This window comes from Streptomyces shinuiensis (assembly GCF_043660855.1).
In the GTDB taxonomy this organism is placed as follows: Bacteria; Actinomycetota; Actinomycetes; order Streptomycetales; family Streptomycetaceae; genus Streptomyces.
Genome location: NZ_JBIHML010000001.1, coordinates 863,263 through 888,026 on the forward strand (window position 1 = coordinate 863,263; position 24,764 = coordinate 888,026).

The following is a 24,764-nucleotide window of genomic DNA, read 5'->3' on the forward strand; positions in this document are numbered from 1 at the left end:
CCCCCTGCCCGCGTCCGGCCGCCCGTCGGAGGGCGGCCGGACGCGGGCAGGGGGGCTGGGCAGAGGGGGTGCGGGCGGGGGTGCGGGCAGGGCCCCCGGGGGCGGGGACAGGCTCCCGGGGGCCCTGCCCGCGGGGCGGCCTCTACCGGAAGCGGTTGCCCACCGGCTTGGCGCGCTGGTCGGGGGTGCCGTGCGGGGGCGGGTTGTACGGCTCCGGCGAGGTCGCCGGGCTGACGGGGGACCCCCCGGGCTCGCCCTGCGGCCCCGAGGGCGGCTCGGCGCCGCCCGGAGAGCGCGGGCTGCCCTCCTCCAGCTGGTGCATACGGGCCGTCAGCAGCGCGATCACATGGGTACGGCCGGCGTGTTCGCGCTCGTAGTGGAGCAGCTGCTCCAGGTCGCCGTGCGACAGGGCCCGGATCCGGTGCTCCAGCTCGCCCGCGGAGAGGTGATCGTAGTCGGGGAACGGGAGTTCGTCGTGATCGGTGATACTCATCCGTTCCGGGTGTCCGGGCCGGGGGCGCGAAAACCCGGTTGCCGCCACGATTATCCCGATGGAGGAACCGGGGCAAGCTATACGTAGCGGGCCGGTGCCGGGACGTCGGCGTTCCGGATCCGTGTACCTGTCAGCCTGGGATCAGTAGCCTCAGGAGTCGCTGTCATATTCACCAACCGGTTGGAGACTTTGATGGAGCGTCCCGCCTGGGCTCCACAGGACATAGATCTGTCCGTACCGAGCGTTTCCCGCATCTACGACTACTACCTGGGCGGTTCGCACAACTTCGAGGCCGACCGGGAGGCCGCCCGGCGGGCCATCGAGGTGTTCCCGGGGCTGCCGAAGATCATGCAGGCCAACCGCGCGTTCATGCGCCGGACCGTCCGCTTCGCCGCGCGGCAGGGCATCACCCAGTTCCTCGACATCGGCTCGGGCATCCCGACCTTCGGCAACGTCCACGAGGTCGCGCAGGCCGCCACACCGGAGGCGAGGGTGGTCTACGTCGACAACGACCCCGTCGCCGTCGCCCACAGCCGGGCCGTGCTGGAGGGCCAGGAGGAGCGCACCGGCGTCGTGGCCGCCGACTTCCGCAAGCCCGAGGACATCCTCGGCAGCCCGGAGTTGGGCCGGCTGCTCGACCTGGAGCGCCCGGTGGCCCTGCTGCTGGTGGCGCTGCTGCACTTCCTGGAGGACGGCGACGACCCGTGGGCGATGGTGGCCGAGCTGCGCGATGCGCTCGCCCCCGGCAGCCTGCTGGTCCTCACCCACGCCTCGGTCGAGGGCGGCCCGCGCAGGCCCGAGCAGGGGGACGAGGTGGAGGGCGTCTACCGCAGCATCGGCTCGCCGCTGATCATGCGCTCGCGCTCCGAGGTGGAACGCTTCTTCGACGGCTTCGAGATGGTCGAGCCCGGTCTGGTCTCCATGCCGAACTGGCGCCCGGACGGACCGGTGGACCAGGAGGACCCCGTGATCTTCACCGGCTTCGGTGGAGTGGGACGCAAGGCGTGAGCCCCACTCCACGGGGGCCCGCCGCCTCCGGCCGCCCCCTCGCGCCGGAGGCCCCCGGCGACCCTCACGACGGATACCGCCGCTTCGCCCGGATCTGGGGCCGTGCGGTCTACCCCGCCACGGCCACCTCCATGACCCGCACCGAGTTCGAGGACTACCTCCTCCCCCTGGCACGCACCCTCGGCGAGGCGCTGCACGCCCGGCCCTTCGACCCCTCACCGGGGCGCGAGGTGGGGGCGGCGCTCGTCGAGGCGCACTGCACCGCGCCCGAGGCGCTGCCGCAGGTGCTCGGCGTGGTGGACGCCTACCTGCTGCTGTACTGCAGCGATCCGGCGGTGCTTCCGACCGAGGAGGGGCGGGCCCGCTGCGCCCGCCTCCAGCACGCCGTCTCGGCCGGGTTCGCCCGCGCGCTGCAGGAGCGCACCCGCTCCGAGCAGGAGGCGCTGGCCCGGTCCGCGCTCGCGGCGCGGGAGAGCGCCGAGAAGGCCCTCCACGAGAGCGAGACCCGCTTCCGGGCGGTCTTCGAGGGCGCCACGGTCGGCATCGGGGTCGCCGACATGGACGGGACCATCCTGGACATCAACAGCGCGCTCGCGAAGATGTTCGGCGGCTCGGAACAGCATGTGCGCAGCCGCCGCGTCTCCGACTGGGTCCACCCCGACGACGCCCCGGGTGTCTGGCGGGTCCACGACGAACTGGTGCGCGGCGAGCGAGACCACTACCGCGTGGAGAAGCCGTACACGCGCAGCGACGGCACCGTGCTGTGGACCAATCTGACCGTCTCGCTGCTGCGCGGCCCCGACGGCGAGCCGCGTTACATGCTGGCGCTGATGGAGGACATCACCGAGCGGCGTCTGCTGAACCTGCGGCTGCGCTACGAGGCCACCCACGACGCGCTGACCGACCTGCCCAACCGCACCCTGTTCTTCGAGCGGCTGGAGCACGTCCTGTCCCCCGGCTCCGGCATCGCCCGGATCGGCCTGTGCTACCTGGACCTGGACGGCTTCAAGACGGTCAACGACAGCCTGGGCCACGCGGTCGGCGACCAGTTGCTGGTGAACGTGGCCGAGCGGCTGCAGAGCTGTGTGGCCTCGCCGCGCCACATGGTCGCGCGGATCGGCGGCGACGAGTTCGTGGCCCTGGTCAGCGACCCCGCCTCGCGCTCGGAGGTGACGGACCTGGCCCGGCGGGCGCTGGAGGCGCTGTCCTGCCCGATCCCGCTGGCCGGCCGGGAGCTGCCGGTGCGCGCCAGCATCGGCGTCATCGAGGGCCCGGTCGGGGAGCTGACGCCGGCGGAGGTGCTGCGCAGCGCCGACATCACCATGTACCGGGCCAAGGCCCGGGGCGGCAACCGCTACGAGCTGGCCGACCCCGACTGCGACGCCCGCACCATCAGCCGCCACATGCTGACCACCCATCTGCCCGCCGCGCTGGAGGGAGAGGAGTTCTTCATCGAGTACCAGCCGCTGGTACGGATGGAGGACGGCAGCGTGGAGGGCGCCGAGGCCCTGGTGCGCTGGGCGCACCCGCTCCACGGGGTGCTGGGCCCGGACCGCTTCATCCCGCTGGCCGAGCACACCGGGCTGATCGTGCCGCTGGGCCGCTGGGTGCTGGAGCAGGCGGTGCGGCAGGCGTGCGAGTGGCAGGTGCGCGGCATCGGCGGCACCCAGCCGCTGCGGGTGAACGTCAACCTATCACCGCGGCAGCTGCACCACCCGGAGCTGGTCCCCGAGACCGTGGCGGTGCTGGAGGACGCCGGGCTGGACCCGGCCTCGCTCTGCCTGGAGGTCACCGAGAGCGCCCTGATCCGCGCCGACGACGCGGAGCTGAAGCCTTTACGCCGGCTCGCCGACCTGGGGGTGCGGATCGCCCTGGACGACTTCGGCACCGGCTACTCGAACCTGGCCAGTCTGCGCAGACTGCCCGCGACCACCCTGAAGCTGGACCGCTCCTTCACCCGGGGCCTCCAGCAGGATCCGGCCGACCCGGTCGACCTCAAGGTCGTCGAGGGGATCGTCTCGCTGGCGCACGCCCTGGAACTGGCCGTGACCGTCGAGGGCGTGGAGACGGCGGCCCAGGCCGACCAGTTGCGGAAGCTGGGCTGCGACTCCGCCCAGGGCTGGTACTACGCCCGGCCCGGCCCGCCCGAGCGACTGTCGTCACGGGCACTGCCGCTGGCCGCGGGGCAGTGACGGGCAGGCGGACCGGACGGACGGGCCGGGCGGGCGGCACGGGACGGGTGCGCGGCCAGCGGCAGTGCCCGGCGCGCACCGCGGTCAGGACGCCCTGACGGGGTCGTGGCCCAGCGACATCATCCGGTGGCGCCAGTCCGAGTCCCGTACCGCCTCGGCGACGTGCACCCGCTCGCGTTCGGCACCGACGGTGTCGACGACCTCGCGCATCACCGCGACGTCGTCGTCGGTGAGGTCCGTGCGACGCTTGCGCAGGATCGCCAGCACCTGCCGTCCCCGCTCCGATCCGGCCTGCTCGGGCAGCTCCTCGGTCCGCTCGCCGGCGACACTCGTCCTCAGCCATGCCTCCAGTTCGTTCGACGTCATGTTCACCACGGCGTGGAACTCGTCCCACAGAGCGTCCAGCTCCAGCTCGGAGATGTCGGCCATCGTCAACCTCCCGGGTCTCTCGCGCCGCGCGAGTGCCCGCGTCCGGCCCGGAGAAACCCGGGCCGGACGCGGGCACTCCCGTGACGGACGCGCAGCTCGCGCACCGGCGCGTCCCCCGGGTCTCCCCGGCCTCTCAGGTCTCCGGCAGGGGATCCCCCTCCAGGTAGCGGGCGCCGGGGCCCTGTGAACCCGCGAGGTCGTCCGGGTTGTACAGGCCGCATCTGCGCAGGCTGAGGCAGCCGCAGCCGATGCACCCGGTCAGCCGCTCCTTCAGCCGCTCCAGCTCGCCGATGCGCGCGTCGATCCGCCGCTGCCAGGTACGGGCCACGGCGTTCCACTCGGTGGCTGTGGGCGCCCGGTCCACGGGCAGCCGGTCCAGCGCGGTGCGGGCCTCCTCCAGGGACAGGCCGACCCGCTGGGCGGCCCGTACGAAGGCGACCCGGCGCAGGGCGGTGCGCGGGTAGCGCCGCTGGTTGCCCGTGGTCCGCTCGGAGTGGATCAGGCCCATCTCCTCGTAGTAGCGCAGCGCGGAGGGCGCGAGCCCGGAGCGGGCGGCCAGTTCCCCGATGGCGAGGCGTCCGTCTCGGTCGGTCATGGCGGCGAGCATACCGCTTGACCTCAAGTCTCCTTGAGATTGCAGCCTCTTGGCATGACGACCGTGACACCACCGCACACATCCGGCCCCGTGCCCGCCCCCGAACCGCGGGAGGGCCTCGGATTCGAGGGCCTCCCGGCGCTGATGTCCCTGATGACCGGCGATGAGAAGCACGACGCCGCCGCCACCTCCACCCTGGACGTCCTGTGGGTCCTCTACGACCGGGTGCTGCGCGTCTCCCCCGACCGCCCCGGCGACCCCGGCCGGGACCGCTTCCTGCTGTCCAAGGGGCACGGCCCGATGGCGTACTACGCCGTGCTCGCCGCCCGGGGCTTCTTCCCCACCGGCTGGCTGCCGGGCTTCGGCTCCTACGACTCGCCGCTGGGGCACCACCCGGACCGCACACTGGTCCCCGGCGTGGAGATCGGCAGCGGCTCGCTCGGTCACGGGCTGCCGCTGGCCGTGGGAACCGCCCTCGGACTGCGCGCCCGGAAGCTGACCGGGCCGCGGGTGTGGGTGCTGGTCGGGGACGCCGAGCTGGACGAGGGCAGCAACCACGAGGCCATCGACTTCGCGGGCGCCGCCGGACTCGACCGCCTGCACACCCTGGTGGTCGACAACTCCTCCGCCTCCCACCCCCTGCCCGGCGGCATCGCCTCCCGCTTCACGGCCGCGGGCTGGTCGGCGCTGACCGTCGACGGCCGCGACCACGAGGCGCTGTACGCGGCGTACACCCGCCCGCACCCCGGGCGTCCGCACGCCGTGATCGCCCGTGTCGAACCCAAGCACGCCTGACCCGCACGGAAGCACAAGGAGAACCCGACCCGTGGACACCATGCGCGAACGCTTCGCCTCCGTCGTCTCCCACCTGCTGGACGAGGACCCGCGTCTGGCGGTCGTCCTCGCCGAGATCGGCGCGGACGGCTTCCGCCGGGCCGCCGGGCGCCACCCGGACCGGGTGGTGAACGTCGGCATCCGCGAGCAGCTCCTGGTCGGGGTGGGCGGCGGGCTGGCCCTCACCGGGATGCGCCCGGTGCTGCACACCTTCGCGTCATTCCTGGTGGAGCGGCCCTTCGAGCAGCTGAAGCTGGACTTCGGGCACCAGGGGACGGGCGGGGTGCTGGTGAGCGCCGGAGGCTCCTACGACTGGCCGGCCGGGGGCTTCACCCACATGGCGCCCGGCGACATGGCGCTGCTGGACACCCTGGACGGCTGGACCGTCCACGTCCCCGGCCACCCGGACGAGGCCGAGACGCTGCTGCGCCGCGCCTGCGCGGGCGGGAGCGGTGACGGGGAGGACCGGGTGTACGTCCGGCTGTCGGGGCAGGCCAACGCCCGCCCCCGGCCGGTCACCGGCGAGGGCTTCCTCACCGTGCGGCGCGGCGGGCCCGGGGCACCGGCGGTCGTCGCGGTCGGCCCGCTGCTCGACTCCGTCCTCGCCGCCGTACGGGAGCTGGACGCGACGGTCCTGTACGCCGCCACCGTCCGTCCCTTCGACGCGGCCGCGCTGCGCGCGGCCGTCGCCGGCTCCGGCGCCCCCGAGGTCGTCCTGGTCGAGCCGTACCTGGCCGGCACCTCCACGGCCGCCGCCACCGAGGCCCTGGCCGGCGTGCCGCACCGGATCCTCCCACTGGGGACGGCGCGTGCCGAGCTGCGCCGCTACGGCACGCCCGCCGAGCACCTGGCGGCCCACGGCCTGGACCCGCGCTCGCTGCGGGAGCGGATCACCGGTTTCACGGCCCGCGCCGCGGCCTGACGGCGCGGTGCGGAGGGCCGGGGCGCGGTGCGAGGGCCCGCGCCCCGGCCCTCCGCGCCGCTCACACGCGGCCGTCGAGCCAGGCCAGCAGGTCCGCCTGGACCTCGTCGCGGTTGGTCTCGTTGAGGATCTCGTGCCGGGCGCCCTCGTAGGCCCGCCAGGTCAGATCGCGCGATCCCAGGTAGCGGAAGTCCTCCAGCAGCTCGTACACCAGCGTCATGCCCTGATGGCAGGGGTCCCGGTCGCCGACCGCGATGTGCACCGGCAGGTCGCGCGGCACGCGGCCGAGCTGCCGCGGGTCGTTGGCCTTGCGCACCCCCAGCACCCAGTCCAGCGCCAGGCCGGCGCTGAAGGGGAAGCCGCAGCGCTCATCGGCGACGTACCGGTCGACCTCCGACTCGTCACGGGAGAGCCACTCGAATCCGGTGCGGTGCTCGTAGGGATCGTTGAAGGAGCCGAAGAGGGCGGGTACGAAGTCCGAGGGCGCGGCGCGGCCGCCGCGGTCGATCTCCTCTCGCAGCCGCTCCACCGCCCCCTGCGGCTCCGCGCAGGGCAGCGAGCGGAAGGTGCCCGACAGGACGAGCCCGGCCAGCTCGCCGCCGTACTCCTGGGCGAAGTCGCGGGCGAGCTGGGAGCCCATGCTGTGCCCGAACAGGACGTGGGGCACACCGGGCACCTCCGCGCGCAGCCGGTCGCCGACCGCCTTCAGGTCCTCCACCACGGCCCGCCAGCCGCTCTCCCCCACCACCCCGTATCCGCCGGTGTGTTCGGCGGTGGCACCGTGGCCGCGGTGGTCGGAGGCGACGACCGCGCAGCCGTGTCCGGTCAGGAAGCGGGCGAGCCGGTCGTAGCGCAGGGCGTGTTCGGCCGCGCCGTGCGCTATCCGCACCAGCGCGCGGGGCGTTCCCTCCGCCGGGAACCAGGTGTAGGTGGCGACGGGCAGCCCGTCCTGGGCCCGGGTGGTGTCCGCTCGCAGGGTCACGTTCTCTCACTCCTCGGTGTCGGCGGGTCGGGAGGACCCTTCCCCCCGCGGCTCCGGCCGAACGGGGCCTGTCCGGTCGCAGCGCCGATAGCATGACGGACCGTCCGGCCGCACGGGGTCGGCGGGACAGGTCGTGTGACGTCGGTTACACGGGAGGGTTGTGTAGCCGGGCTATGCCCCTGGGTATTGCTCCCGGGTAATCCGCTCAGGGCTCATTGTGTTCAGATCAACCCACCACCCCCCGCGAAAGGCACTCTGCATGACCTGCTGGCATATTTTCGGCCAGAGTCATGGAGTGATCTTGAAATGATCCGCACGCCGGAGACGATGTTGGTGGTGTCGGCCGAACGGGGCGGGACCGCCGCAGACGCTCCACCCCCGCCTGACAGGCAAGCGGGGGCGTACCGCAGAAGAGGGCTCGTCATGGATGGTTACTTCGCCGACCAGCGGCACAAGGACCTGCGCCTGCAGGTGAGGGAGTTCGCGGAACGGGAGGTCCGGCCGCGGACAGCCGAGATGGAGGCGTCACGAACGGTCTCCCACGAGCTGTCCAGGCTGATCGCCCGCCAGGGGTGGATAGGTGTGACCGTTCCCCGTGAGTACGGCGGCATGGGGGCGGGCCACCTCGCCAAGACGATCGTCATCGAGGAACTCGCCCGGGTGAGCGGGGCCATGGGCGCCATGGTCCAGGCATCGCAGCTCGGCGTCGCCAAGATCCTCCACTTCGGCAGCGAGGAGCAGAAGAAGCGGTGGCTGCCCGCGGTCGCCTCCGGCGACTGCCTGCCGACGATCGCCGTCACCGAGCCGGAGTCCGGCGGCCACGTCCTCGGCATGACCAGCAGCGCCGTACGCGACGGCGACGACTACGTCCTCAACGGCCGCAAGGTCTTCGTCGGCAACAGCCACGTCGGCGATCTGCACGGCGTCGTGGTGCGCACCGGACCCGGCTCCAAGGGGCTGTCCGCCTTCCTGGTGGAGTCCGACCGGCCCGGCTTCTCCCTGGCCCCGCAGAAGCCCTCTATGGGGCTGCACGGCTTCAGCTTCGGCGAGTTGGTCTTCGACGACTGCCGTGTCCCGGCGGCCAACCGGCTCGGCGAGGAGGGCGACGGCCTGTCCGTGGCCTACTCCTCCAGCGTGCTGTACGGGCGCGCCAACCTCACCGCCGTGTCCCTCGGCATCCACCAGGCCGTCCTGGAGGAGACGACGGAGTTCTGCGCCGAACGGCAGCGCTACGGCGCCCCCCTGGGCGATCTGGGCTCCATCAAGCTGAAGCTGGGGCAGATGCAGTCACGGCTGATGACGGCCCGGCTGGCCGCCTACCACGCGGTGCACCTGCTGGACCGCGGTATGACCTGCGACGCGGAGCTGATGAACGCCAAGCTGGTGAACGTGGAGTACGCCCTGGACTCCGCACGCGAGGCCATGGAGATCCACGCCGCCGCGGGCCTGTTCACCGACCGGCCCATCGAACGCTATCTGCGCGACGCCCACCACATCTTCGCCCCCGCCGGGACCTCGGACATCCAGCGGCTGCGGCTGGGCGAGGTGGCGCTGGGCACGGCGAAGGGCGAGTGGTCGGAGCGGCTGTCGGACCTGGTGCGGACGGACCCCGCCGACACCGCGGGCCTTACGGCCACCGCGGACCTCACGGCCGGGATCCCCCCGCAGGCCGCGGAGACCCCGGACACCCTGCCCGAACTGTTCCCCGAGACCGCCCCCAAGGAGCCCGCGCGCCGCACGGGACTGCTGGAGGCACTGCTCAACAGGCGCTGAACGGCGCGGGCGCGGAGCGGCCGGCCACCCGGCCGCCGGGCGAATCCGTTCCGTGGGTGCCTGAGCACTCACGGAACGGACATCGCTCAGGCGCCCTGCTCACGCCGGTGGATCTGCTCCACCAGCTCGGCGGCCATCGACTTGATGGTCTCCAGCCCCTGCCGCCCCCACGGGCGCGGCTCCTGCGCCACCACGCAGACCGTTCCCAGCGCCATGCCGGTGCGGTCGATGAGCGGCGCGCCCAGGTAGGAGCGGATGCCGATCTCGTCCACGACCGGGTTCCCGGCGAAGCGGGGGTAGTCGCAGACGTCCTCCAGGACCAGCGCCTTGCGCCGCACGACGACATGCGGGCAGTAGCCGTGGTCGCGGGCCATCACCCGGCCGACCTGGGGGGAACTCTGCGCCGGCCCCAGCTCCACGGCCCGGTCGGAGCCCGGCGCGTACAGGCCCGCGAAGTACTGGCGGTGCTCGTCTATGAAGTTGACCATCGCGTAAGGGGCGCCGGTGGTCTGCGCCAGCCTGCGGGCGAAGTCGTCGAACTCCGGGATCGGTGCCTCTCCGATGCCCAGTTCACGCAGCCGCGTCACCCGCGCCGGGGCCTCCCTGTCCTCGGGGGTGAGGAGCAGATGGCTGGTGGGGTCATACGACGTGGGGGACATGGCCACTCCTTGAGTCGATCAGGTGCTGGACAAGGGATACGAGGATCTGCGTGCCGGAACTGGCGTGCCGCGCGTCGCACATCATCACCGGCACCTCGGGCTTGAGGTCGAGGGCGACCCGGACCTCGTCGGGGTGGTAACGGTGGGCGCCGTCGAACTCGTTGACCGCGACGATGAACCCCATGCCGCGCCGCTCGAAGTAGTCCACGGCCGCGAAGCACTGGTCCAGGCGCCGGGTGTCGGCGAGCACCACGGCGCCGAGCGCGCCGCTGGACAGCTCGTCCCACATGAACCAGAAGCGCTCCTGGCCGGGAGTGCCGAACAGGTAGAGCACATGCCGGGCGCTGAGGGTGATCCGCCCGAAGTCCATCGCGACGGTGGTGGTCGTCTTGTCCTCCACCCCCTCCAGGCTGTCCGTGGCGGCGCTGACCTGGGTGAGCAGTTCCTCCGTGCTCAACGGCTCGATCTCGCTGACGGCTCCCACGAAGGTCGTCTTGCCGACCCCGAACCCGCCCGCGACCAGGATCTTCAGGGCGGTCGGAAACGGATCAGAGTCGTTTACGGAGTCCATGCAGCACCGCCTCCAGCAGTTCTCGGTCGGTCGGGTCCGCCCCCATCTGCATGGGGGCCCGTGTGGTCACCGCGCCGCAGTCCACCAGGTCGGAGAGCAGCACCTTGGTCACCACGGCGGGCAGCCGCACATGGGCGGCGATCTCGGCGACGGTCATCGGTCCGTCGCACAAACTCAGCACCTGGGCGTGGTCGGGGCCCAGATAGCTCTGCGGCTTGGTCCCGGTGGACCGCACCATCGTCAGCAGGTTGAAGTCGGCCGTCGGGCGCGTACGTCCGTTGCTGACGGTGTACGGCCGGACCAGGCGTCCGGCCGCGTCGTCCAACCACAGGCCCTCCTCGGGTTCCGGCATCCGTCAGTGCCCCGCCGGCTGCCGTGCCGGTGTGGCCAGATACGGACGGACGCTCTTGACCAGCATCGCCATCTCGTATCCGAGGACGGCCACGTCCGCCTCGCTCTCGGCGAGGACCGCCAGGCACGCGCCGGAGCCCGCGGTCGAGACGAACAGCAGCGCGGTGTCGAGTTCGACGACCACCTGCCGAACCTCTCCGCCGCTGCCGAAGCGGATGCCGGCGCTGCGGGCCAGCGAGTACAGACCCGAGGCCAGCGCCGCCAGATGGTCGGCGGTGTCGGTGTCCAGACCGTGGGCGGCCTTCACCAGGCCGTCGGAGGACAGCAGCAGTGCGCTGCGGGTGTTCGGGACGCGCTGGACGAGACCGGTCAGCAGCCAGGACAGGTCGTTCGTCTGGCCGATGGGGGCATCGCTCACCATGATCGCGTTCTTCTCCTTGGGGGTGAGAGCCGTGCGCGGGACTAGCTGGGCTGGCTGGGGGTGCTGTCGTCGGTTCCCTCCGCGAGGCTGGCGCCCCGGCGGAAGGCGGCCATCAGGCCGGGAGTGTGCTCGGCCTCGGGCTCGTCCGACGCCCCCGGGCCCCGCGGGGACTGGCGCAGTTCGGGAACAAGGTGTTCCTGGCGGCGGCGGCGCGGGAGCTGCGGACGGTCACCGCCCCCCGTGCCCTGCGGCCCGCCGGGCACCTCCGGGAGCGGCGGCGCCGGTACGGCCCGGGAGGTGTGGGCGGACTGCGGCGCGTGGGCGGCGGGCTCCGCCGCGGAGGACTGGTAGTGGGGCCGGGACGGGGCCGGGCCGTACTCCGCGGGCGCCGCCGGAGCTGTGGGAGGCAGGGGCCGGGCCGCCTCCTGCTCGTACGCCTGCTGCCCGTAGGCGTGCTGCCCGTGGTCCTGCTGACCGTGGGCCCGCTGACCGGGCGCCTGCTGGTGAGGCATCTCCTGACGGGCCGTCTCCTGGCGGGGCGTCTCCTGACGGGGGGCATCGGAGGGCAGCGGCCGGTGCCCGCCCGCGTCCGCCTCCGCCACGGCACGCCGCCGCGCCTCCTCCCGCTCGTCGCCCAGGACCGCGTCCGGTACGACGAGCACCGCCTGGGTGCCGCCGTAGATGTTGCTCTGAAGCTGCACGGTGACGCCGTGCCGCCGGGCGAGCGAGGAGACCACGAAGAGCCCGATGCGGCCGTCCTGCAGCAGTTCGGCGACATCGATCCCGTCGGGGTCGGCCAGCAGTCCGTTCATCCGGTGCTGCTCGGCGGCCGTCATGCCCAGTCCGCGGTCCTCGACCTCGACGGCGAGGCCGGCGGTGACGCGCTGGGCGCGCAGCAGGACCTGGGTGTTGGGAGCGGAGAACACCGTGGCGTTCTCGACCAGTTCGGCGAGCAGGTGGATGACGTCGGCGACGGCGTGGCCGCGCAGGGTGCCCTCGATCGGCGGCACCAGCTTGACGCGGGAGTACTGCTCGACCTCGGCGATGGCCGAGCGCAGCACCTCGGTCAGGGTGACCGGGCGGCTCCACTGCCGGCGGGAGACCGCGCCGCCGAGGACGGCGAGGTTCTCCGCGTGCCGCCGGATGCGGGTGGCCAGGTGGTCGACGTGGAAGAGGCCCTTGAGCAGGTCGGGGTCCTCGACCTCGTTCTCCAGCTCGTCCAGCAGCTCGATCTCGCGGTGCACCAGGGACTGGAGCCTGCGGGCGAGGTTGACGAAGACCTCGACCTTCTCCTCGCTGCCGCTGGCGTTGCTGCGCACCAGCGCGACCGCCTGGACCAGTGCCAGTTCGGCGGCACGCTGGGCCTGGCCGACGTCGTGGGCGACGAGGCCGAGCGAGTCGCCCTCCGGCTCGGGCAGCGGACCGTGCACGGGCGGCCGCAGCCACTCGCCCCTCTCCAGGCGGCGGAGCATCGACTGGAGTTCGCTCTGGCTGTGGGCCGCGCCCTGCCGCAGCCGGGCGTGGCGCTCGGCGGTGGAACGCGCCTCGGAGGAGGCGGAGAGCGCGGCACCGACCACCACGGCGCAGCCGAGCAGCAGCGCGCCGCCGAGCACACCCCAGACGGTGGCGCTGTCGGGCCCGGCGGAGACCCCGTCCCGCACGCCGTCGAGCGCTCGCAGCACGTAGGCGACGACCGCCGCGGCGATGACCGCGATCAGGGCCGCGGGCAGGACGGCGAGGCGGATCACGCGGTGCCGCAGGGCGGTGTCGGCAGCGGTGTCGCGGGCGGGGCCCCTGCGATGCCCGGTGTCGTGTGGGGCGCCCGCGCCCCTCTTCCTCCTGCGCCTTCCCGGTGCGGGCGGGGTGCTCGGGGCACCACCGTACGCGGGAGGGGCCGGGCGGCCGGGAGGAGAGGGAGCGGAGGGCGGGGAGGGCGGGGAAGCGACGGACATGGGAGCGGAACTTCCCCTTCCTTGTTGCACCGCGCGGCTCGGGGGCTCAGGCATCGCAGTCCTCGGAACGTTGAGGTCGTCTCAGCGGGCCGGTGCGCTCACCGGCTCTCGTGGCACCGCCGCAACGCTAATCGTCACCCGGCGGGGGCGCGGACGAAGTCGGCTTGTTCGCCACCCTTCGCCAGCCCCCAACGAGTGAAAGCATCGTCGCGCCCCGTGGGGAAGGGCGGCACGATCATAACCCTCGTTTGCCAGGGGCAAGTTACCGTGCCCGGACCGTCACGTTAACCCGCCCCCGCAGCCCGGTTCCAAGCGGTGCCGTGTCCGGGCGGACGCGTGGGACGCCGTGATAGGCCAGTCTGGAGGGACCTCCGAACACGAAGGCGTCACCGCTGCGCAACTCGACGTCGGTCCACGGCCGGCCGCGGCCGGCCGGATTCCCGAACCGGAAGACGCAGGTGTCGCCGAGGCTGAACGAGACCACGGGGGCGCGGGACCGCTCGTCGCTGTCACGGTGCATCCCCATACGGGCCTTTTCCCGGTAGAAGTTGACCAGCGCGATCTCGTACGGGACCGTACATCGTCCCTCCCCGTACGCCTCCTCCACCGCCCGCCGCGCCCACCGCCCCAGCCAGGCCGGGAACGGCTTGACCGGCGCCCCGTCGCCGTCCACCGCGGTGCGGGCGTAGCCGTACGGGTACCAGTGCAGGCCCAGGCCGACCTGGCGCACCGACATCTCGCCGCCCCGGGGCATGCGCACGGTGCGCAGCCCGGCGGGCGGGCGGGCCCAGGCCCGGCAGGCGTCCAGCAGCTCGCGCTGCGCGGCCCCGTCCAGGTGGCCGGGCAGGTGCACCGCACCCGGCGCCACCTCGACCGCCGGCGGCCGGAACAGTCCGTCGTCCACACCTCTCACCCCACCTCCCGGCGCCAGACCGACACCGGATCCGGCACCACTGTTCCACCGGATCTCCACGCTTCCGCCCCATCCTCGTACGGACCCGGCCCTCCGGCGCCCCATGCCGTAGGGTCGCAGTGGCCGGTGCGGGACTGCGCGGCGGGCGGTGCGCCGACCCCGCCGTCCCGGCCGCCCGGAGCGAGGCCGGAGCAAGGAGTGCCCATGACATCCGAAACCGTGGAGCCCACGCTGACGGGAGTGCGCAACTTCCGTGACGTCGGCGGTCTGCCGACCACCGGCGGCCGGCGGGTGCGCCAGGGCGTGCTCTACCGCAGCGGGCACCTGGCACACGCCACCGAGGAGGACGCCGCCTTCCTCACCCGGCTCGGCCTGCACACGGTCTTCGACTTCCGCAACTCCGCCGACCAGGCCCTGGAGGGCCCTGACGTGGAACTGCCGGGTGTGCGGAACGTGAACATCCCGCTGTCGGACCCGGCCGAGGGCGCCGAGTTCTGGACGATGGTGCGCGAGGGCGACCTGGCTCTGCTGCGGTCCCTGCTCGGCGACGGGCAGGCCGAGGCCCGGATGGTGGCCTCGTACCGGCTGATGGTCCGGCGGCGCACCGCCGAGCACGGCCGGCTGCTGCGGGAGCTGGCCGAGGAGAGCGTGCCCGCCCTGATGCACTGCGCGGCGGGCAAGGACCGGGCCGGGCTGTCGATCGCGGTGGCGCTGCTGGCGCTGGACGTGGAGCAGGACGCGATCGAGGCCGACTACCTGGAGTCCAACGCCCCGCACCGCCGCTACCGGATCCACCGCTCACCGGACGCGGGCGGCGGGATGTCGCCCGAGGTCAGAGAGCTGATCGCGCCCCTCTTCGAGGTCCGCCCCGCCTATCTGCACGCGGCGTTCGACACCATCACCGACACCTGGGGAGGGGTGGATTCCTACCTCTGCGAGGGGCTCGGCCTCACTCCCGGTCTGCGCGAGCGGCTGCGAGGCCGCCTGCTGGAGCTCTGACCGCCGAAGTCTCCCGGCTTCCCGGCTCCTCCGGCGGCCGTCGGTCCCCACTGCGGAGCCGGCCCCCCGCGGACGGGATCAGCCCTCGCGGACGACGACGAAGTCCGCGAGGGCCGTGAACTGCTCGCGCACCCGGTCCGGCATGTCCACGCCGTCCAGGGCGGCGATGGCGGTGGCGTGCCGGCGGCGGGCCTCCTGGGAGGTCCACTCGCGGCCGCCGGCCTCCTCGATCAGCCCGGCGCGGGTCGCGAACTCCTCCTCGCTGAAGTCCTCGAAATCCCGCTGGCTCTTGGTGGCGTCCGCGGCCAGCAGCTCCCCGAGCCGCTCGGCGGCCGGCCCGCCCTCGGCCAGGGCTGCGACCACCGGCAGGGACTTCTTGCGCTGCCGCAGGTCGCTCCAGGGCAGCTTGCCGGTCGCCGCCGGATCGCCCCAGATGCCCAGCAGGTCGTCGACGGCCTGGAAGGCCAGGCCCAGGTGGTGGCCGTACGCCTCCAGTGCGTCGGCGGCGGCCTCGTCGGCACCGCCGAGGACCGCGCCGATGGAGGTGGCGCAGGCCAGCAGCGCACCGGTCTTGTTGCCCTCCATCTCCAGGCACTCGGCGACGGTGACCTTCTCCCGGTGCTCGTAGGAGATGTCCTGCGCCTGCCCGTCGATGAGCTTGCGGGTGGCCAGGGTCAGGCGGCGGGTGGCGTGCGCGGCCTCGGCGGTGCCCAGTTCCAGCAGCACCTCGCCCGCCAGCGCGAACAGGGCGTCGCCGACGAGGATGGCCTGTGCCGGACCGTGCACCTTCCACACGGTGTCGCGGTGACGGCGCTGCTCGTCGCCGTCCATCAGGTCGTCGTGGAGCAGGGAGAAGTTGTGGACCAGCTCCACGGCCACCGCCCCGGGGACGCCGGTGGCGGGCTCGGCGCCCGCGGCCTCGGCCGACAGCAGGGCCAGCGCCGGGCGCACCGCCTTGCCGCCGTCGCCGCGGGCCGGGTTGCCCTGTGCGTCGATCCAGCCGAAGTGGTAGGCGGCGACGGAGTCCATGGGCGGCGCGAGCCGCGCCACGGCGGCGCGCAGCATCGGCGTGGCGAGGGTCCGGCCGCGCTCCAGCAACTCGATGACGCTCGCGGTGTCGACGGCTGTGTCCGTCAGGGGCCTCGGGGTCGCCGGGGTCACGGGGTCTCCTCTGCGTTCGGTGTCGTGCTCACGCCGCCTCCTGGAAGACGTCGTCGTGCGGGCGGCCGAGAGCGGCCAGCGCTTCCCGGGCGGCGGTCAGCCCGCTGCGCACGGCTCCCTCCATCGTCGCGGGCCATCCGGTGGCGGTCCACGCCCCGGCCAGCCACAGCCCCGGCGCACCGGTGCGGGCGGCGGGGCGCAGTCGTCCGACACCGGGTACGGGCGCGAAGGTGGCGGTGCGCTCGCGGGTGACGAAGAAGTCGCGCACCCGCGCCTCCCGGGCGGCCGGCAGCAGCCGGGCCAGTTCGGGAAGGTAGCGGTCGCGCAGGGCGGCGACCGGCAGGCCGATCTCGTCCTGCGCGGCGGACTGGGAGACCGCGATGTACTGGCTCGCCGCCCCTCCGGGCGCGTTCCGCAGCCCGGAGGCGGCGGTGCGGTCGAAGACCCACTGCACGGGGGTGCCGAGAGCGGCGAGGAAGGGGCGGTGGAGCACCTTTCGGTCGTAGACCACGTGGACGTTGAGGATCGGCGCGTCGCCGATGCGCAGCAGCCGCCCCGGTTCCTCCAGGGCGCCCTCGGGCAGCAGCCGGTGGGCCTCGCGCTGGGGTACGGCGAGGACGACCGTGCCGGCCCGCAGCACCTCTCCGGACCGGCCGGACCGGTCCGGCCGGTCGCCCTCCGCCGGCCGGCTCGTGCCGGTGTCCACCGCGACCCGCCAGGTGCCGTCCGTCTCACGGGTCAGTTCACGTGCCCGGCCCTGCCGGACCACGCGTACGCCCGCCTTCTCCAGCACGGCGGCGGCGAGTGTGTCGTGCAGGTGCCCCAGCGGGACGCGGGACCAGCCGATGTCGGCCGCGCCGGGGTCGCCGAGCAGGCCGGTGCTGAGGACCATCGCGGCCAGTCCGAGCGAGACGTCCGGTGCGCGGGCGTTGAGGGTGGCGACGCCGACGAGGTCCCACAGCGCCCGTACCGCACGCGGGGACTGGCCGTGGCGGCGCAGCCAGCTTCCGAAGTCCTGGCCGTCCAGGGCCGGGTCGGAGGGGTCGACACTGCCCAGGCGCCCGAGCGCCAGCGCGGCCCGCCCCACGCGCAGCCGCTCGGCCGGGGAGAGGTGGGGATAGCGCGCCAGGGAGGCGCCCAGGTGCAGCGGCGCGGGCAGGGCCGCGCGCCGCAGCCGGCCCAGCCTGCGGCGCGCGGCGTCGTAGACGGGGATGTCCAGGCGGGGCTGGAGGGGGGCGAGCGTGCTCGCGCCGATACGCTCCAGGAACCAGCGGTAGGCGGTGCAGCACCGTAGATGGACGTGGTGGCCGTTGTCGACGGTCAGCTCGCCGGCCGCGCCGGAGCGGCGGAAGGAGAAGGCGAGCCCGCCCAGCCTGGGCCTGCTCTCCACCAGGGTGGTGGCCACCCCGGCGTCGGCCAGGCGCAGCGCGGCGGCGGTGCCCGCCAGCCCTCCACCGACGACGACGGCGCGCGGATCGGGTGCGCCGGTCACGTCGTGCCCCCTCCGGGGGCCGCGCGGGCGGCCAGCCGGGCGTCGAGCCCGGACAGGCCGCGCAGGGCGACGTAGGCCTTCTCACGTACCGGCAGGGAGACCCGGCCGCGCAGTACGGCGTGTGGGTCGCGGGCGATGCGGGCCAGCAGGCGGTGGTAGATCCCCGCCATGGCCGCCACACAGGCGGCCGAGCGGCGGTCGAGCAGCGGCAGCAGCCTCAGACCCTCGGCGAACAGCGCGCGGGCACGGCCCACCTCGAAGCGCACCAGCCCGGCGAAGTCCCCGCCTGCGGGGGGCACGTGGCGGTCCAGCGAGGTGTCGCAGCCGAACGCGGCCAGATCCTCGCGGGGCAGATAGGTGCGGCCCTCCGCGGCGTCCTCGCGCACATCGCGCAGGATGTTGGTCAGCTGCAGGGCGAGGCCGAGGGTGTCGGCGTAGTGGGGGGCGCGGCCGGCGTCCGGGGCTCCCGGCACGGTGCCGAAGACCCCCAGGGAGAGCCGTCCGATGGCGCCTGCCACGCAGCGGCAGTACTCCTCCAGCTCGTCCCAGGTCTCGTAGGCGCGGCCCCGGACGTCCATCAGGACACCGTCGATCAGCTCGTCGAGCCCGCCCAGCGGGATCGGGAAGCGCTCCGCGGCGTCGGCCAGGGCGACGGCGACCGGGTCGGTGGCGTCGTCGGGCACCTTTCCGGCACGGACGAGGTCGAGCAGGTCGCGGGTCTCCTCCAGCCGGGCGCGCTTGACCTCCGCCTCCAGCGGGCCGTCGCCGATGTCGTCCACGCGCCGCGAGAAGGCGTACAGGGCGGACATCGCCCGGCGCTGCGCGGTGGGCAGCAGCCGGATGCCGTAGGCGAAGTTGCGGGCCTGCCGTCCGGTGACGGCCTCGCAGTAGCGGTAGGCGGCGAAGCCCTGCGGGGAGGGCGGTGCCTGCCGCGCGGACCGCTCCGCGTCCTCGTTCCGCCCGGCCACCGGGCTCACCTCGCCCGTCCCAGGACGGCCGCGGTCTCGCGCAGCACACCGGCCGTCCCGGGGCGCGGAGCGCCGCCCAGGACGTCGTACCGGGCGGAACGCAGGGCGCGCAGGGCCGCCCGCCCGCCGCCGGTGAATCCGGCGATGAGGATCTTCGGTATGCCGGGGACGCTGGCCACCAGCGGGACTCCTTCGTTCAGCAGTTCGTGTGCGCGCCGCGCCTCCCGGGCGACCAGGGCGCGCACCGAGGCGTTCGCGGTGGGCGCGGCGAGATCGGCCTCGGTGACACGGAAGCGCTCCAGGTCCTCGGCGGGGAGGTAGATCCGGTCGCGCAGCGCGAGGTCCTCGGCGACGTCCTGGAGGTGCTCGATGATCTGCAGCGCGGTGCAGACCGCGTCGGAGCGGCGGACGCGCTCGGGGGTCGTGGTGCCGGTGACGGCCAGGACGAGCCGCCCGACGGGGTTGGCGGACAGCTCGCAGTAGTCCAGCAGTTCCTCCCAGGTGCCGTACCGGCGGACCTTCTGGTCCAGCCGGTTGGCCTCGACCAGGGCGAGGAACGGCTCTGGGGTCAGCACGTGGCGGCGCACGGTCGGCACCAGGGCGTACAGCAGGGGGTGGCGGGGGACGTCCCGGCCCGCGCCGCCCGGGGCCCGGGCGGCGCGGAAGACCCGGTGCAGCTCGGTCTCGAAGGCGTCCAGGAGCGCACCGCGGTCGTCGGCCCGGCCGGGATCCACTCCCAGCAGCGCGGCGTCGGCGCCGCCGGGCGGCAGGTCCCCGTCACCGATGTCGTCCAGGAGGCGGACGCACCCGTACACGGCCATCAGGTCGTCCCGCCAGGCGCGGGGCAGGAAGCGGGGCGCCACGGGAAAGTTCTCACGTGCCGCCTTGTCCAGGACGGCACGGCTGCGCGCGTCCCGCGCGGGGGTCACCGGGAGCCGCCCGCTGCCATCGTCGTCACCTTTCCGTCCTTCCGCCCGACAGCACCCGGGCGTCGGCACCGCCTCGTCGTCTGCTCCTGGCCGCCGGTTGCTGCCCGCCGCAGGAACATCATATTTCGGGCACGCCCCGGCGTCGGTCCGGTACTCGGCCGACCGGGTGCCGGACCACCCGGTGCGTCGTCGGCCAGGACCGGCCCAGCTTACGTCGTGGGCGGGGGCGTTCCTCGCCGCGGGTCGGGCGGGGCGGGTCGCGGGCCGTCACTCCGGCGCGGTGAAGCCCCGGATGACCGTGGCCAGGGCACCGGCGGCGAAGGCGTCGCGCTGCTCCGGCGCGAGCCGGCCCAGCGGGCCGTCCAGCAGCAGAACCGCCAGGCCGTGCACCGCGGCCCAGGCGGTGATCTCGGCACCGGGACGCCGTCCGGCGGGCATCCGGCCGGTGTCGACGAGCCCGTCCAGGGCCTCGGCCAGCAGCCGGAAGGAGCGGTACATCCAGCGGGACGGGTCTTCCTCCGAGCCGGGTCCGAAGTCGCCGTCCGGCGTCTCGGGGGTGCGGCAGAAGGCCGTGCGGAACAGGCCGGGTTCGGCCAGCGCGAACTCGATGTAGCCGACGCCGAGCGCCCTGACCCGCTCCTCGGCCGCACTTCCGGCGCTCCGCACCCCGCCACCGGCGTCGGCGGACCGCTCCATCGTCTCCGCCAGCCCCCGCTGTCCCCGCTCCTTGACCGCCATCAGCAGGTCGCCCTGACCGGTGAAGTGACGGTAGGCGGCCGTCGGTGAGACCCCGACCCGGCGGGCGGCGGCCCGCAGCACGACGGCCTCGGGCCCGCCGTCGCGCGCGAGGTCCGTCGCCGCCTCGATGAGCGCGTTGCGCAGATCTCCGTGGTGGTAGCCGCTCTTTCCAGTGCCTTCGGTCCGCATCATTCGATACTGCCTGATGTTGACATCATTAACATCCCTCTGACAAAGTCGAAGTTAACGCCGTAAACATCTTATGGCGAGCGCCCGCAAGTGAGCGAGAGGGAAGACCATGCTGTCGTGGATCGCCGATCTGGTATTGCGCCGCCCCCGAACGGTGCTGGTGGCCGCACTCGTCTCCGTGCTGGCCATGGCGGCCGTCGGGATCGGGGCGTTCGGCAAGCTCCAGAGCGGCGGTTTCAGGGACCCCGACGCGCCCTCCAGCCGGGCCGCCGTCCTGCTCGACGAGAAGTTCGGCGGTGAGACCAACCTCGTCCTCCTGGTACGGGCGGACGACGGCGGCCGGCTGGACTCCCCCGAAGCCGAGCGGGCCGGGCGGGAGGTCGCCGCCGGGCTGAAGGACGAACCGGGCGTGTCGGGCGTCGTCTCCTACTGGGACACGGGCAACGAAGCGCTCACATCACGCGACGGCGACCAGGCGCTGGTCCTCGCCCACATCGAGGGCGACAGCACCGAGAGCACCGACCGCGCCGACGAGCTCTCCGAGAAGTGGTCCGGCGACCGGGGTGCCGTCACCGTGCGTACCGGCGGTCAGGCGGCCGTCGCCAGCGACATCACCTCCCAGATCTCCAAGGACCTGGCGATCGCCGAGGCGATCGCCGTCCCCATCACCCTGATCCTGCTGGTGATCGCCTTCGGCAGCGTCGTGGCCGCGCTGCTGCCGCTGGCCATCGGACTGATCGCGGTCATGGGCACCTTCGCCGAGCTCTACGTGCTCGGCAGCATCACCGACGTCTCGATCTTCTCGGTCAACCTCACCACCGCCCTCGGCCTCGGCCTCGGCATCGACTACGGCCTGCTGCTGGTCAGCCGCTTCCGCGAACGGCTGACCGAAGGCGACGACGTGCCGGACGCGCTGCGCACCACCGTGGCCACCGCGGGCCGCACCATCGCCTTCTCCGCCGCCACCGTCGTCGCCGCGCTCGCCGCACTGCTGCTCTTCCCGCCGTTCTTCCTCCGCTCCTTCGCCTACGCCGGGATCGGTGTCGTCGCGATCGCCGCGATCGGCGCACTGGTGGTCGTCCCCGCCCTGCTGGCAGTGCTGGGCCACCGCGTCAACAACGGCCGGCTGCCCTGGGCGGACGCCGTACGCCGCCCCGACGCCCCGGTGTGGGGCCGCCTGGCCTCCGTGGTGATGCGCCGTCCCGCGCTCACCGCGCTGCCCGTCCTGGCCGTTCTGCTGCTCGTCGCGAGCCCGCTGCTGGGCGCGTCCTTCGGCAACCCCGACGAGCGGGTGCTGCCCGAGGACGCACCCAGCCGCCAAGTGGCCACCGCCATCGACGAGGACTTCGGCCGCGACGACACCTCGGCCGTCCAGATCGTCACCACCGGTCCGATGGACGCCGCCGAGCTGGACGCCTACGCCACCGCGGTCTCCCGCCTCGACGGCGTCACCCGCGTCCAGGCCTCCTCCGGCACCTACCAGGACGGCGAGGCCGCCCCGCCCGGCCCGGTCAGCGCCACTCTCGGCCGGGACGACGCCCAGCGGCTGACCGTCACCACCGACGCGGATTCCGGGCCCGACACGGCCGAGGACCTGGTGCACGACATCCGCGCGGTGCCCGTCCCCGGTGAAGTGGAGGCCCTGGTCGGAGGCTCGGACGCGGAGCTGGCCGACACCAAGGCCGCCATCGGCGACCGACTGCCCTTCGCGATCGCCTGGGTCGCGCTGACCACCTTCGCCCTGCTGTTCCTGTTCACCGGCAGCATCGTGCAGCCGCTGCGCGCGCTGGTGCTCAACACCATCAGCCTCACCGCGGCGATCGGCGCGATGGTGTGGGTCTTCCAGGAAGGGAACCTGTCCTCGGTGCTGGGCTTCACCCCGATGCCGATGAACACCTCGATGACCGTGCTGCTGTTCTGCATCGTCTTCGGGCTGTCGATGGACTACGAGGTCTTCGTCACCAGCCGGATCAAGGAGCTGCACGACGCGGGCGAGGACACCGCGACCGCCGTCACCCACGGGCTGTCGCGCACCGGGCGGATCGTCACCATGGCCGCCGGCCTGCTGGCGGTGAGCCTGTTCGCCTTCACCACCAGCGAGATCAGCTTCATCCAGATGTTCGGCCTCGGCAGCGGGCTGGCCATCCTGATCGACGCGGTCGCGGTGCGCGGCGTACTCGTCCCGGCCGCGATGCGGCTGCTGGGCCGCGGCGCCTGGTACGCCCCGAAGGCACTGCGCCGGCTGCACGGCCGGGTGGGACTGTCCGAGGACGCCGCCCCCCCGAAGGCCCCCGCCGAGCCGCCGCGCGAGCCGGCCGGGATCTGATCCGGCCTCCCGGCGGACCGCCCGGACGCGGACCGGCCCCGCCCCTCGCGAGGGGCGGGGCCGGTCCGCGTCCGGGCGCGGCGGCACGAGCGGCTACTTGCGGGTGAACTCCTCGTAAGCCCTCATCACGTCCTCGGTCGGGCCGTCCATGCGCAGCTCGCCGCTCTCCAGCCACAGCACCCGGTCGCAGGTGTCCCGGATGGACTTGTTGTTGTGGCTGACCAGGAAGACCGTCCCGGCCTCCTCGCGCAGCTCGCGGATGCGGGCCTCCGAGCGCTTCTGGAACTTCTTGTCGCCCGTCGCCAGCGCCTCGTCGATCATCAGCACGTCGTGGTCCTTGGCGGCGGCGATGGAGAACCGCAGCCGGGCCGCCATGCCGGAGGAGTAGGTCCGCATCGGCAGGCTGATGAAATCGCCCTTGTCATTGATGCCGGAGAAGTCGACGATGCCCTGGTAGCGCTCCTGGATCTGGGCCTTGGACATACCCATCGCCAGTCCGCCCAGTATGACGTTGCGCTCACCGGTCAGATCGTTCATCAGCGCGGCGTTGACACCCAGCAGCGAGGGCTGGCCGTCGGTGTAGACCCTGCCGCGCTCGGCCGGCAGCAGGCCCGCGATGGCGCGCAGCAGCGTGGACTTGCCCGAGCCGTTGGATCCGATCAGGCCGATCGCCTCGCCGCGGTAGGCGGTGAAGCTGACACCCTTGACCGCGTGCACCTCGCGCACGTTGCCGCCCGGCTTGCGGCGGATGATCCGGTTGAGGGCCGCCGTGGCGCTGCCCCTGCCCCGGGCACCGCCGTTGACGCGGTAGACGATGTGCAGGCCGTCGGCGATGACGGTCGGCCGGCGGTCGGCGGCGGTCTCCTCGCCCTTGTCCGCCGACGCGGCGGCTGCGCTCTTCTCAGCCACGGCCATAACGCTCCTCCGCCTTCCAGAAGTACACGAATCCACCGGCGCCGATCACCACGGCCCAACCCGCGGCCAGGGCCCAGGCGTACGGCGGAAGGTCTGCGGCGGTGTAGCCGTCGATGAGCGCGAAGCGCATGAGGTCCATGTAGACGGCCGCGGGGTTGCCCCGGGCCGCGGAGACCAGCCACTCCGGAGCACCGGTGCGCTCCCTGATCATGTACTCCAGGGAGAACATCACGCCGGACGCGTACATCCAGGTACGCATCACGAAGGGCATGAGCTGGGCGAGGTCCGGGGTCTTGCTCCCCAGCCGGGCCATGATCATCGCCAGACCGGTGTTGAAGACCAGTTGCAGGGCCAGGACCGGCACCACCAGCAGCCAGGTCCACTCCGGATAGTGCCCGAAGCCGAGGAGGATGGCCCCCAGGACGATCATCGAGTAGAGCAGTTGCTGGAGCTGCTGCAGCGAGAAGGAGACGGGCAGTGAGGCCCTCGGGAAGTGCAGGGCCCGCACCAGGCCGAGGTTGCCGGAGATGGACCGGACACCCGACATCACCGAGGTCTGCGTGAAGGTGAAGACGAAGACGCCCGTGACCAGGAAGGGGACGTAGTTCCCCTTGCCGCCCGGCACTCCCTCGCGGCCGCCCAGCAGGACACCGAAGACGAAGAAGTACACCGCCGCGTTCAGCAGCGGCGTGGCCACCTGCCACAGCTGGCCCAGCTTGGCCTGGCTGTACTGGGCCATGAGTTTCGCCCGGGAGAAGGCGAGGATGAAGTGCCGCCGCGCCCACAGCTGCCGGACGTACTCCGTCAGGGAGGGCCGGGCACCGCTGACCGTCAGCCCGTACCTGGCGGCGAGTTCGGCCGGGGACAGGCCGTCGTCTGGTGAACGCGGGGGCTCGCCCGTCGCGATCGCACCACCGTGCGTTGTCTCGCTCACGTTGAAACTTTCGTCCTC

24 protein-coding genes are annotated in these 24,764 nt (G+C 73.2%); 7 read left to right on the forward strand and 17 right to left on the reverse strand.

Features of this window, described 5'->3' with window-relative positions; all coding sequences use genetic code 11:
* Positions 1–142: 142 nt before the first annotated feature.
* Positions 143–493, reverse strand: a complete 351-nt coding sequence (locus ACGRHY_RS03805) for a DUF8129 domain-containing protein (protein ID WP_394633963.1) — start codon at positions 491–493, stop codon at positions 143–145.
* A 192-nt stretch (positions 494–685) separates the two neighbouring features.
* On the opposite strand from ACGRHY_RS03805, the gene ACGRHY_RS03810 reads away from it, so the two are divergent.
* On the forward strand, positions 686–1,501 hold the full coding sequence (locus ACGRHY_RS03810) for an SAM-dependent methyltransferase (RefSeq protein ID WP_394633964.1): 816 nt from the start codon (positions 686–688) through the stop codon (positions 1,499–1,501).
* On the forward strand, positions 1,498–3,693 hold the full coding sequence (locus ACGRHY_RS03815; RefSeq protein ID WP_394633965.1) for a putative bifunctional diguanylate cyclase/phosphodiesterase: 2,196 nt from the start codon (positions 1,498–1,500) through the stop codon (positions 3,691–3,693). The genes ACGRHY_RS03810 and ACGRHY_RS03815 overlap by 4 nt, the downstream gene beginning before the upstream one ends.
* Positions 3,694–3,777: 84 nt before the next feature.
* Here ACGRHY_RS03815 and ACGRHY_RS03820 read toward each other — a convergent pair whose 3' ends face one another.
* Both ACGRHY_RS03820 and soxR read right to left on the reverse strand, forming a co-directional pair.
* Positions 3,778–4,122 carry a DUF3140 domain-containing protein gene (locus ACGRHY_RS03820; RefSeq protein ID WP_394633966.1) on the reverse strand — a complete coding sequence of 115 codons (345 nt, stop codon included), beginning with the start codon at positions 4,120–4,122 and terminating at the stop codon, positions 3,778–3,780.
* A gap of 133 nt (positions 4,123–4,255) precedes the next feature.
* Positions 4,256–4,717, reverse strand: a complete 462-nt coding sequence (soxR, locus tag ACGRHY_RS03825; RefSeq protein ID WP_394633967.1) for a redox-sensitive transcriptional activator SoxR — start codon at positions 4,715–4,717, stop codon at positions 4,256–4,258.
* Between the two features lie 54 nt (positions 4,718–4,771).
* Between soxR and ACGRHY_RS03830 the strand changes: the two genes are divergently transcribed.
* Together ACGRHY_RS03830 and ACGRHY_RS03835 are read left to right on the forward strand one after the other, a co-directional pair.
* Positions 4,772–5,512, forward strand: a complete 741-nt coding sequence (locus ACGRHY_RS03830; protein ID WP_394633968.1) for a thiamine pyrophosphate-binding protein — start codon at positions 4,772–4,774, stop codon at positions 5,510–5,512.
* Between the two features lie 31 nt (positions 5,513–5,543).
* Positions 5,544–6,473 (forward strand): transketolase family protein, encoded by a 930-nt coding sequence (locus tag ACGRHY_RS03835; RefSeq protein ID WP_394633969.1) that lies wholly within the window; start codon positions 5,544–5,546, stop codon positions 6,471–6,473.
* Positions 6,474–6,534: 61 nt separating this feature from the next.
* Here the strand turns inward: ACGRHY_RS03835 and ACGRHY_RS03840 are convergent, their stop codons facing one another.
* Positions 6,535–7,455, reverse strand: coding sequence for an alpha/beta fold hydrolase (locus tag ACGRHY_RS03840; RefSeq protein ID WP_394633970.1), 921 nt, complete (start codon positions 7,453–7,455; stop codon positions 6,535–6,537).
* 423 nt (positions 7,456–7,878) lie between these two features.
* Between ACGRHY_RS03840 and ACGRHY_RS03845 the strand changes: the two genes are divergently transcribed.
* The gene (locus ACGRHY_RS03845) at positions 7,879–9,228 is read left to right on the forward strand and encodes an acyl-CoA dehydrogenase family protein (RefSeq protein ID WP_394633971.1); all 1,350 of its coding nucleotides are present in this window, start codon (positions 7,879–7,881) and stop codon (positions 9,226–9,228) included.
* 86 nt (positions 9,229–9,314) lie between these two features.
* Here ACGRHY_RS03845 and ACGRHY_RS03850 read toward each other — a convergent pair whose 3' ends face one another.
* The 6 genes from ACGRHY_RS03850 to ACGRHY_RS03875 form a co-directional block, all read right to left on the reverse strand.
* Positions 9,315–9,887: a GAF domain-containing protein gene (locus ACGRHY_RS03850; RefSeq protein WP_394633972.1), complete on the reverse strand. Its 573-nt coding sequence runs from the start codon at positions 9,885–9,887 to the stop codon at positions 9,315–9,317.
* Entirely contained in the window at positions 9,868–10,458 is a 591-nt protein-coding gene (locus ACGRHY_RS03855) for a GTP-binding protein (RefSeq protein ID WP_394633973.1), read from the reverse strand. The genes ACGRHY_RS03850 and ACGRHY_RS03855 overlap by 20 nt, the downstream gene beginning before the upstream one ends.
* Positions 10,436–10,810: a DUF742 domain-containing protein gene (locus ACGRHY_RS03860; protein WP_394633974.1), complete on the reverse strand. Its 375-nt coding sequence runs from the start codon at positions 10,808–10,810 to the stop codon at positions 10,436–10,438. The genes ACGRHY_RS03855 and ACGRHY_RS03860 overlap by 23 nt, the downstream gene beginning before the upstream one ends.
* A 3-nt stretch (positions 10,811–10,813) precedes the next feature.
* Positions 10,814–11,230, reverse strand: a complete 417-nt coding sequence (locus tag ACGRHY_RS03865; protein ID WP_394633975.1) for a roadblock/LC7 domain-containing protein — start codon at positions 11,228–11,230, stop codon at positions 10,814–10,816.
* A gap of 41 nt (positions 11,231–11,271) precedes the next feature.
* Positions 11,272–13,182, reverse strand: a complete 1,911-nt coding sequence (locus ACGRHY_RS03870) for a sensor histidine kinase (protein WP_491630952.1) — start codon at positions 13,180–13,182, stop codon at positions 11,272–11,274.
* Positions 13,183–13,444: 262 nt separating this feature from the next.
* A complete protein-coding gene (locus ACGRHY_RS03875) occupies positions 13,445–14,086 on the reverse strand; it encodes an alpha-ketoglutarate-dependent dioxygenase AlkB (protein WP_394633977.1) in 642 nt (213 codons plus the stop codon).
* A 213-nt stretch (positions 14,087–14,299) separates the two neighbouring features.
* On the opposite strand from ACGRHY_RS03875, the gene ACGRHY_RS03880 reads away from it, so the two are divergent.
* Complete coding sequence (locus ACGRHY_RS03880) at positions 14,300–15,094, forward strand: tyrosine-protein phosphatase (protein WP_394633978.1); 795 nt, start codon at positions 14,300–14,302, stop codon at positions 15,092–15,094.
* Between the two features lie 78 nt (positions 15,095–15,172).
* Here ACGRHY_RS03880 and ACGRHY_RS03885 read toward each other — a convergent pair whose 3' ends face one another.
* From ACGRHY_RS03885 to ACGRHY_RS03905, 5 genes are all read right to left on the reverse strand, one after another.
* Complete coding sequence (locus ACGRHY_RS03885) at positions 15,173–16,255, reverse strand: polyprenyl synthetase family protein (RefSeq protein ID WP_394633979.1); 1,083 nt, start codon at positions 16,253–16,255, stop codon at positions 15,173–15,175.
* 28 nt (positions 16,256–16,283) lie between these two features.
* Positions 16,284–17,747, reverse strand: a complete 1,464-nt coding sequence (gene hpnE, locus ACGRHY_RS03890; protein WP_394633980.1) for a hydroxysqualene dehydroxylase HpnE — start codon at positions 17,745–17,747, stop codon at positions 16,284–16,286.
* Positions 17,744–18,715 (reverse strand): presqualene diphosphate synthase HpnD, encoded by a 972-nt coding sequence (gene hpnD / locus ACGRHY_RS03895; RefSeq protein ID WP_394633981.1) that lies wholly within the window; start codon positions 18,713–18,715, stop codon positions 17,744–17,746. The genes hpnE and hpnD overlap by 4 nt, the downstream gene beginning before the upstream one ends.
* A 5-nt stretch (positions 18,716–18,720) precedes the next feature.
* On the reverse strand, positions 18,721–19,644 hold the full coding sequence (gene hpnC, locus ACGRHY_RS03900) for a squalene synthase HpnC (protein ID WP_394633982.1): 924 nt from the start codon (positions 19,642–19,644) through the stop codon (positions 18,721–18,723).
* Positions 19,645–19,911: 267 nt separating this feature from the next.
* Positions 19,912–20,574, reverse strand: coding sequence for a TetR/AcrR family transcriptional regulator (locus ACGRHY_RS03905; protein ID WP_394633983.1), 663 nt, complete (start codon positions 20,572–20,574; stop codon positions 19,912–19,914).
* Between the two features lie 106 nt (positions 20,575–20,680).
* Between ACGRHY_RS03905 and ACGRHY_RS03910 the strand changes: the two genes are divergently transcribed.
* Complete coding sequence (locus tag ACGRHY_RS03910) at positions 20,681–22,897, forward strand: MMPL family transporter (RefSeq protein WP_394633984.1); 2,217 nt, start codon at positions 20,681–20,683, stop codon at positions 22,895–22,897.
* Between the two features lie 93 nt (positions 22,898–22,990).
* Here the strand turns inward: ACGRHY_RS03910 and ACGRHY_RS03915 are convergent, their stop codons facing one another.
* Positions 22,991–23,812 (reverse strand): ABC transporter ATP-binding protein, encoded by an 822-nt coding sequence (locus tag ACGRHY_RS03915; protein WP_394633985.1) that lies wholly within the window; start codon positions 23,810–23,812, stop codon positions 22,991–22,993.
* Positions 23,799–24,746, reverse strand: coding sequence for an ABC transporter permease (locus ACGRHY_RS03920; RefSeq protein ID WP_394633986.1), 948 nt, complete (start codon positions 24,744–24,746; stop codon positions 23,799–23,801). The genes ACGRHY_RS03915 and ACGRHY_RS03920 overlap by 14 nt, the downstream gene beginning before the upstream one ends.
* Positions 24,747–24,764 lie beyond the last annotated feature (18 nt).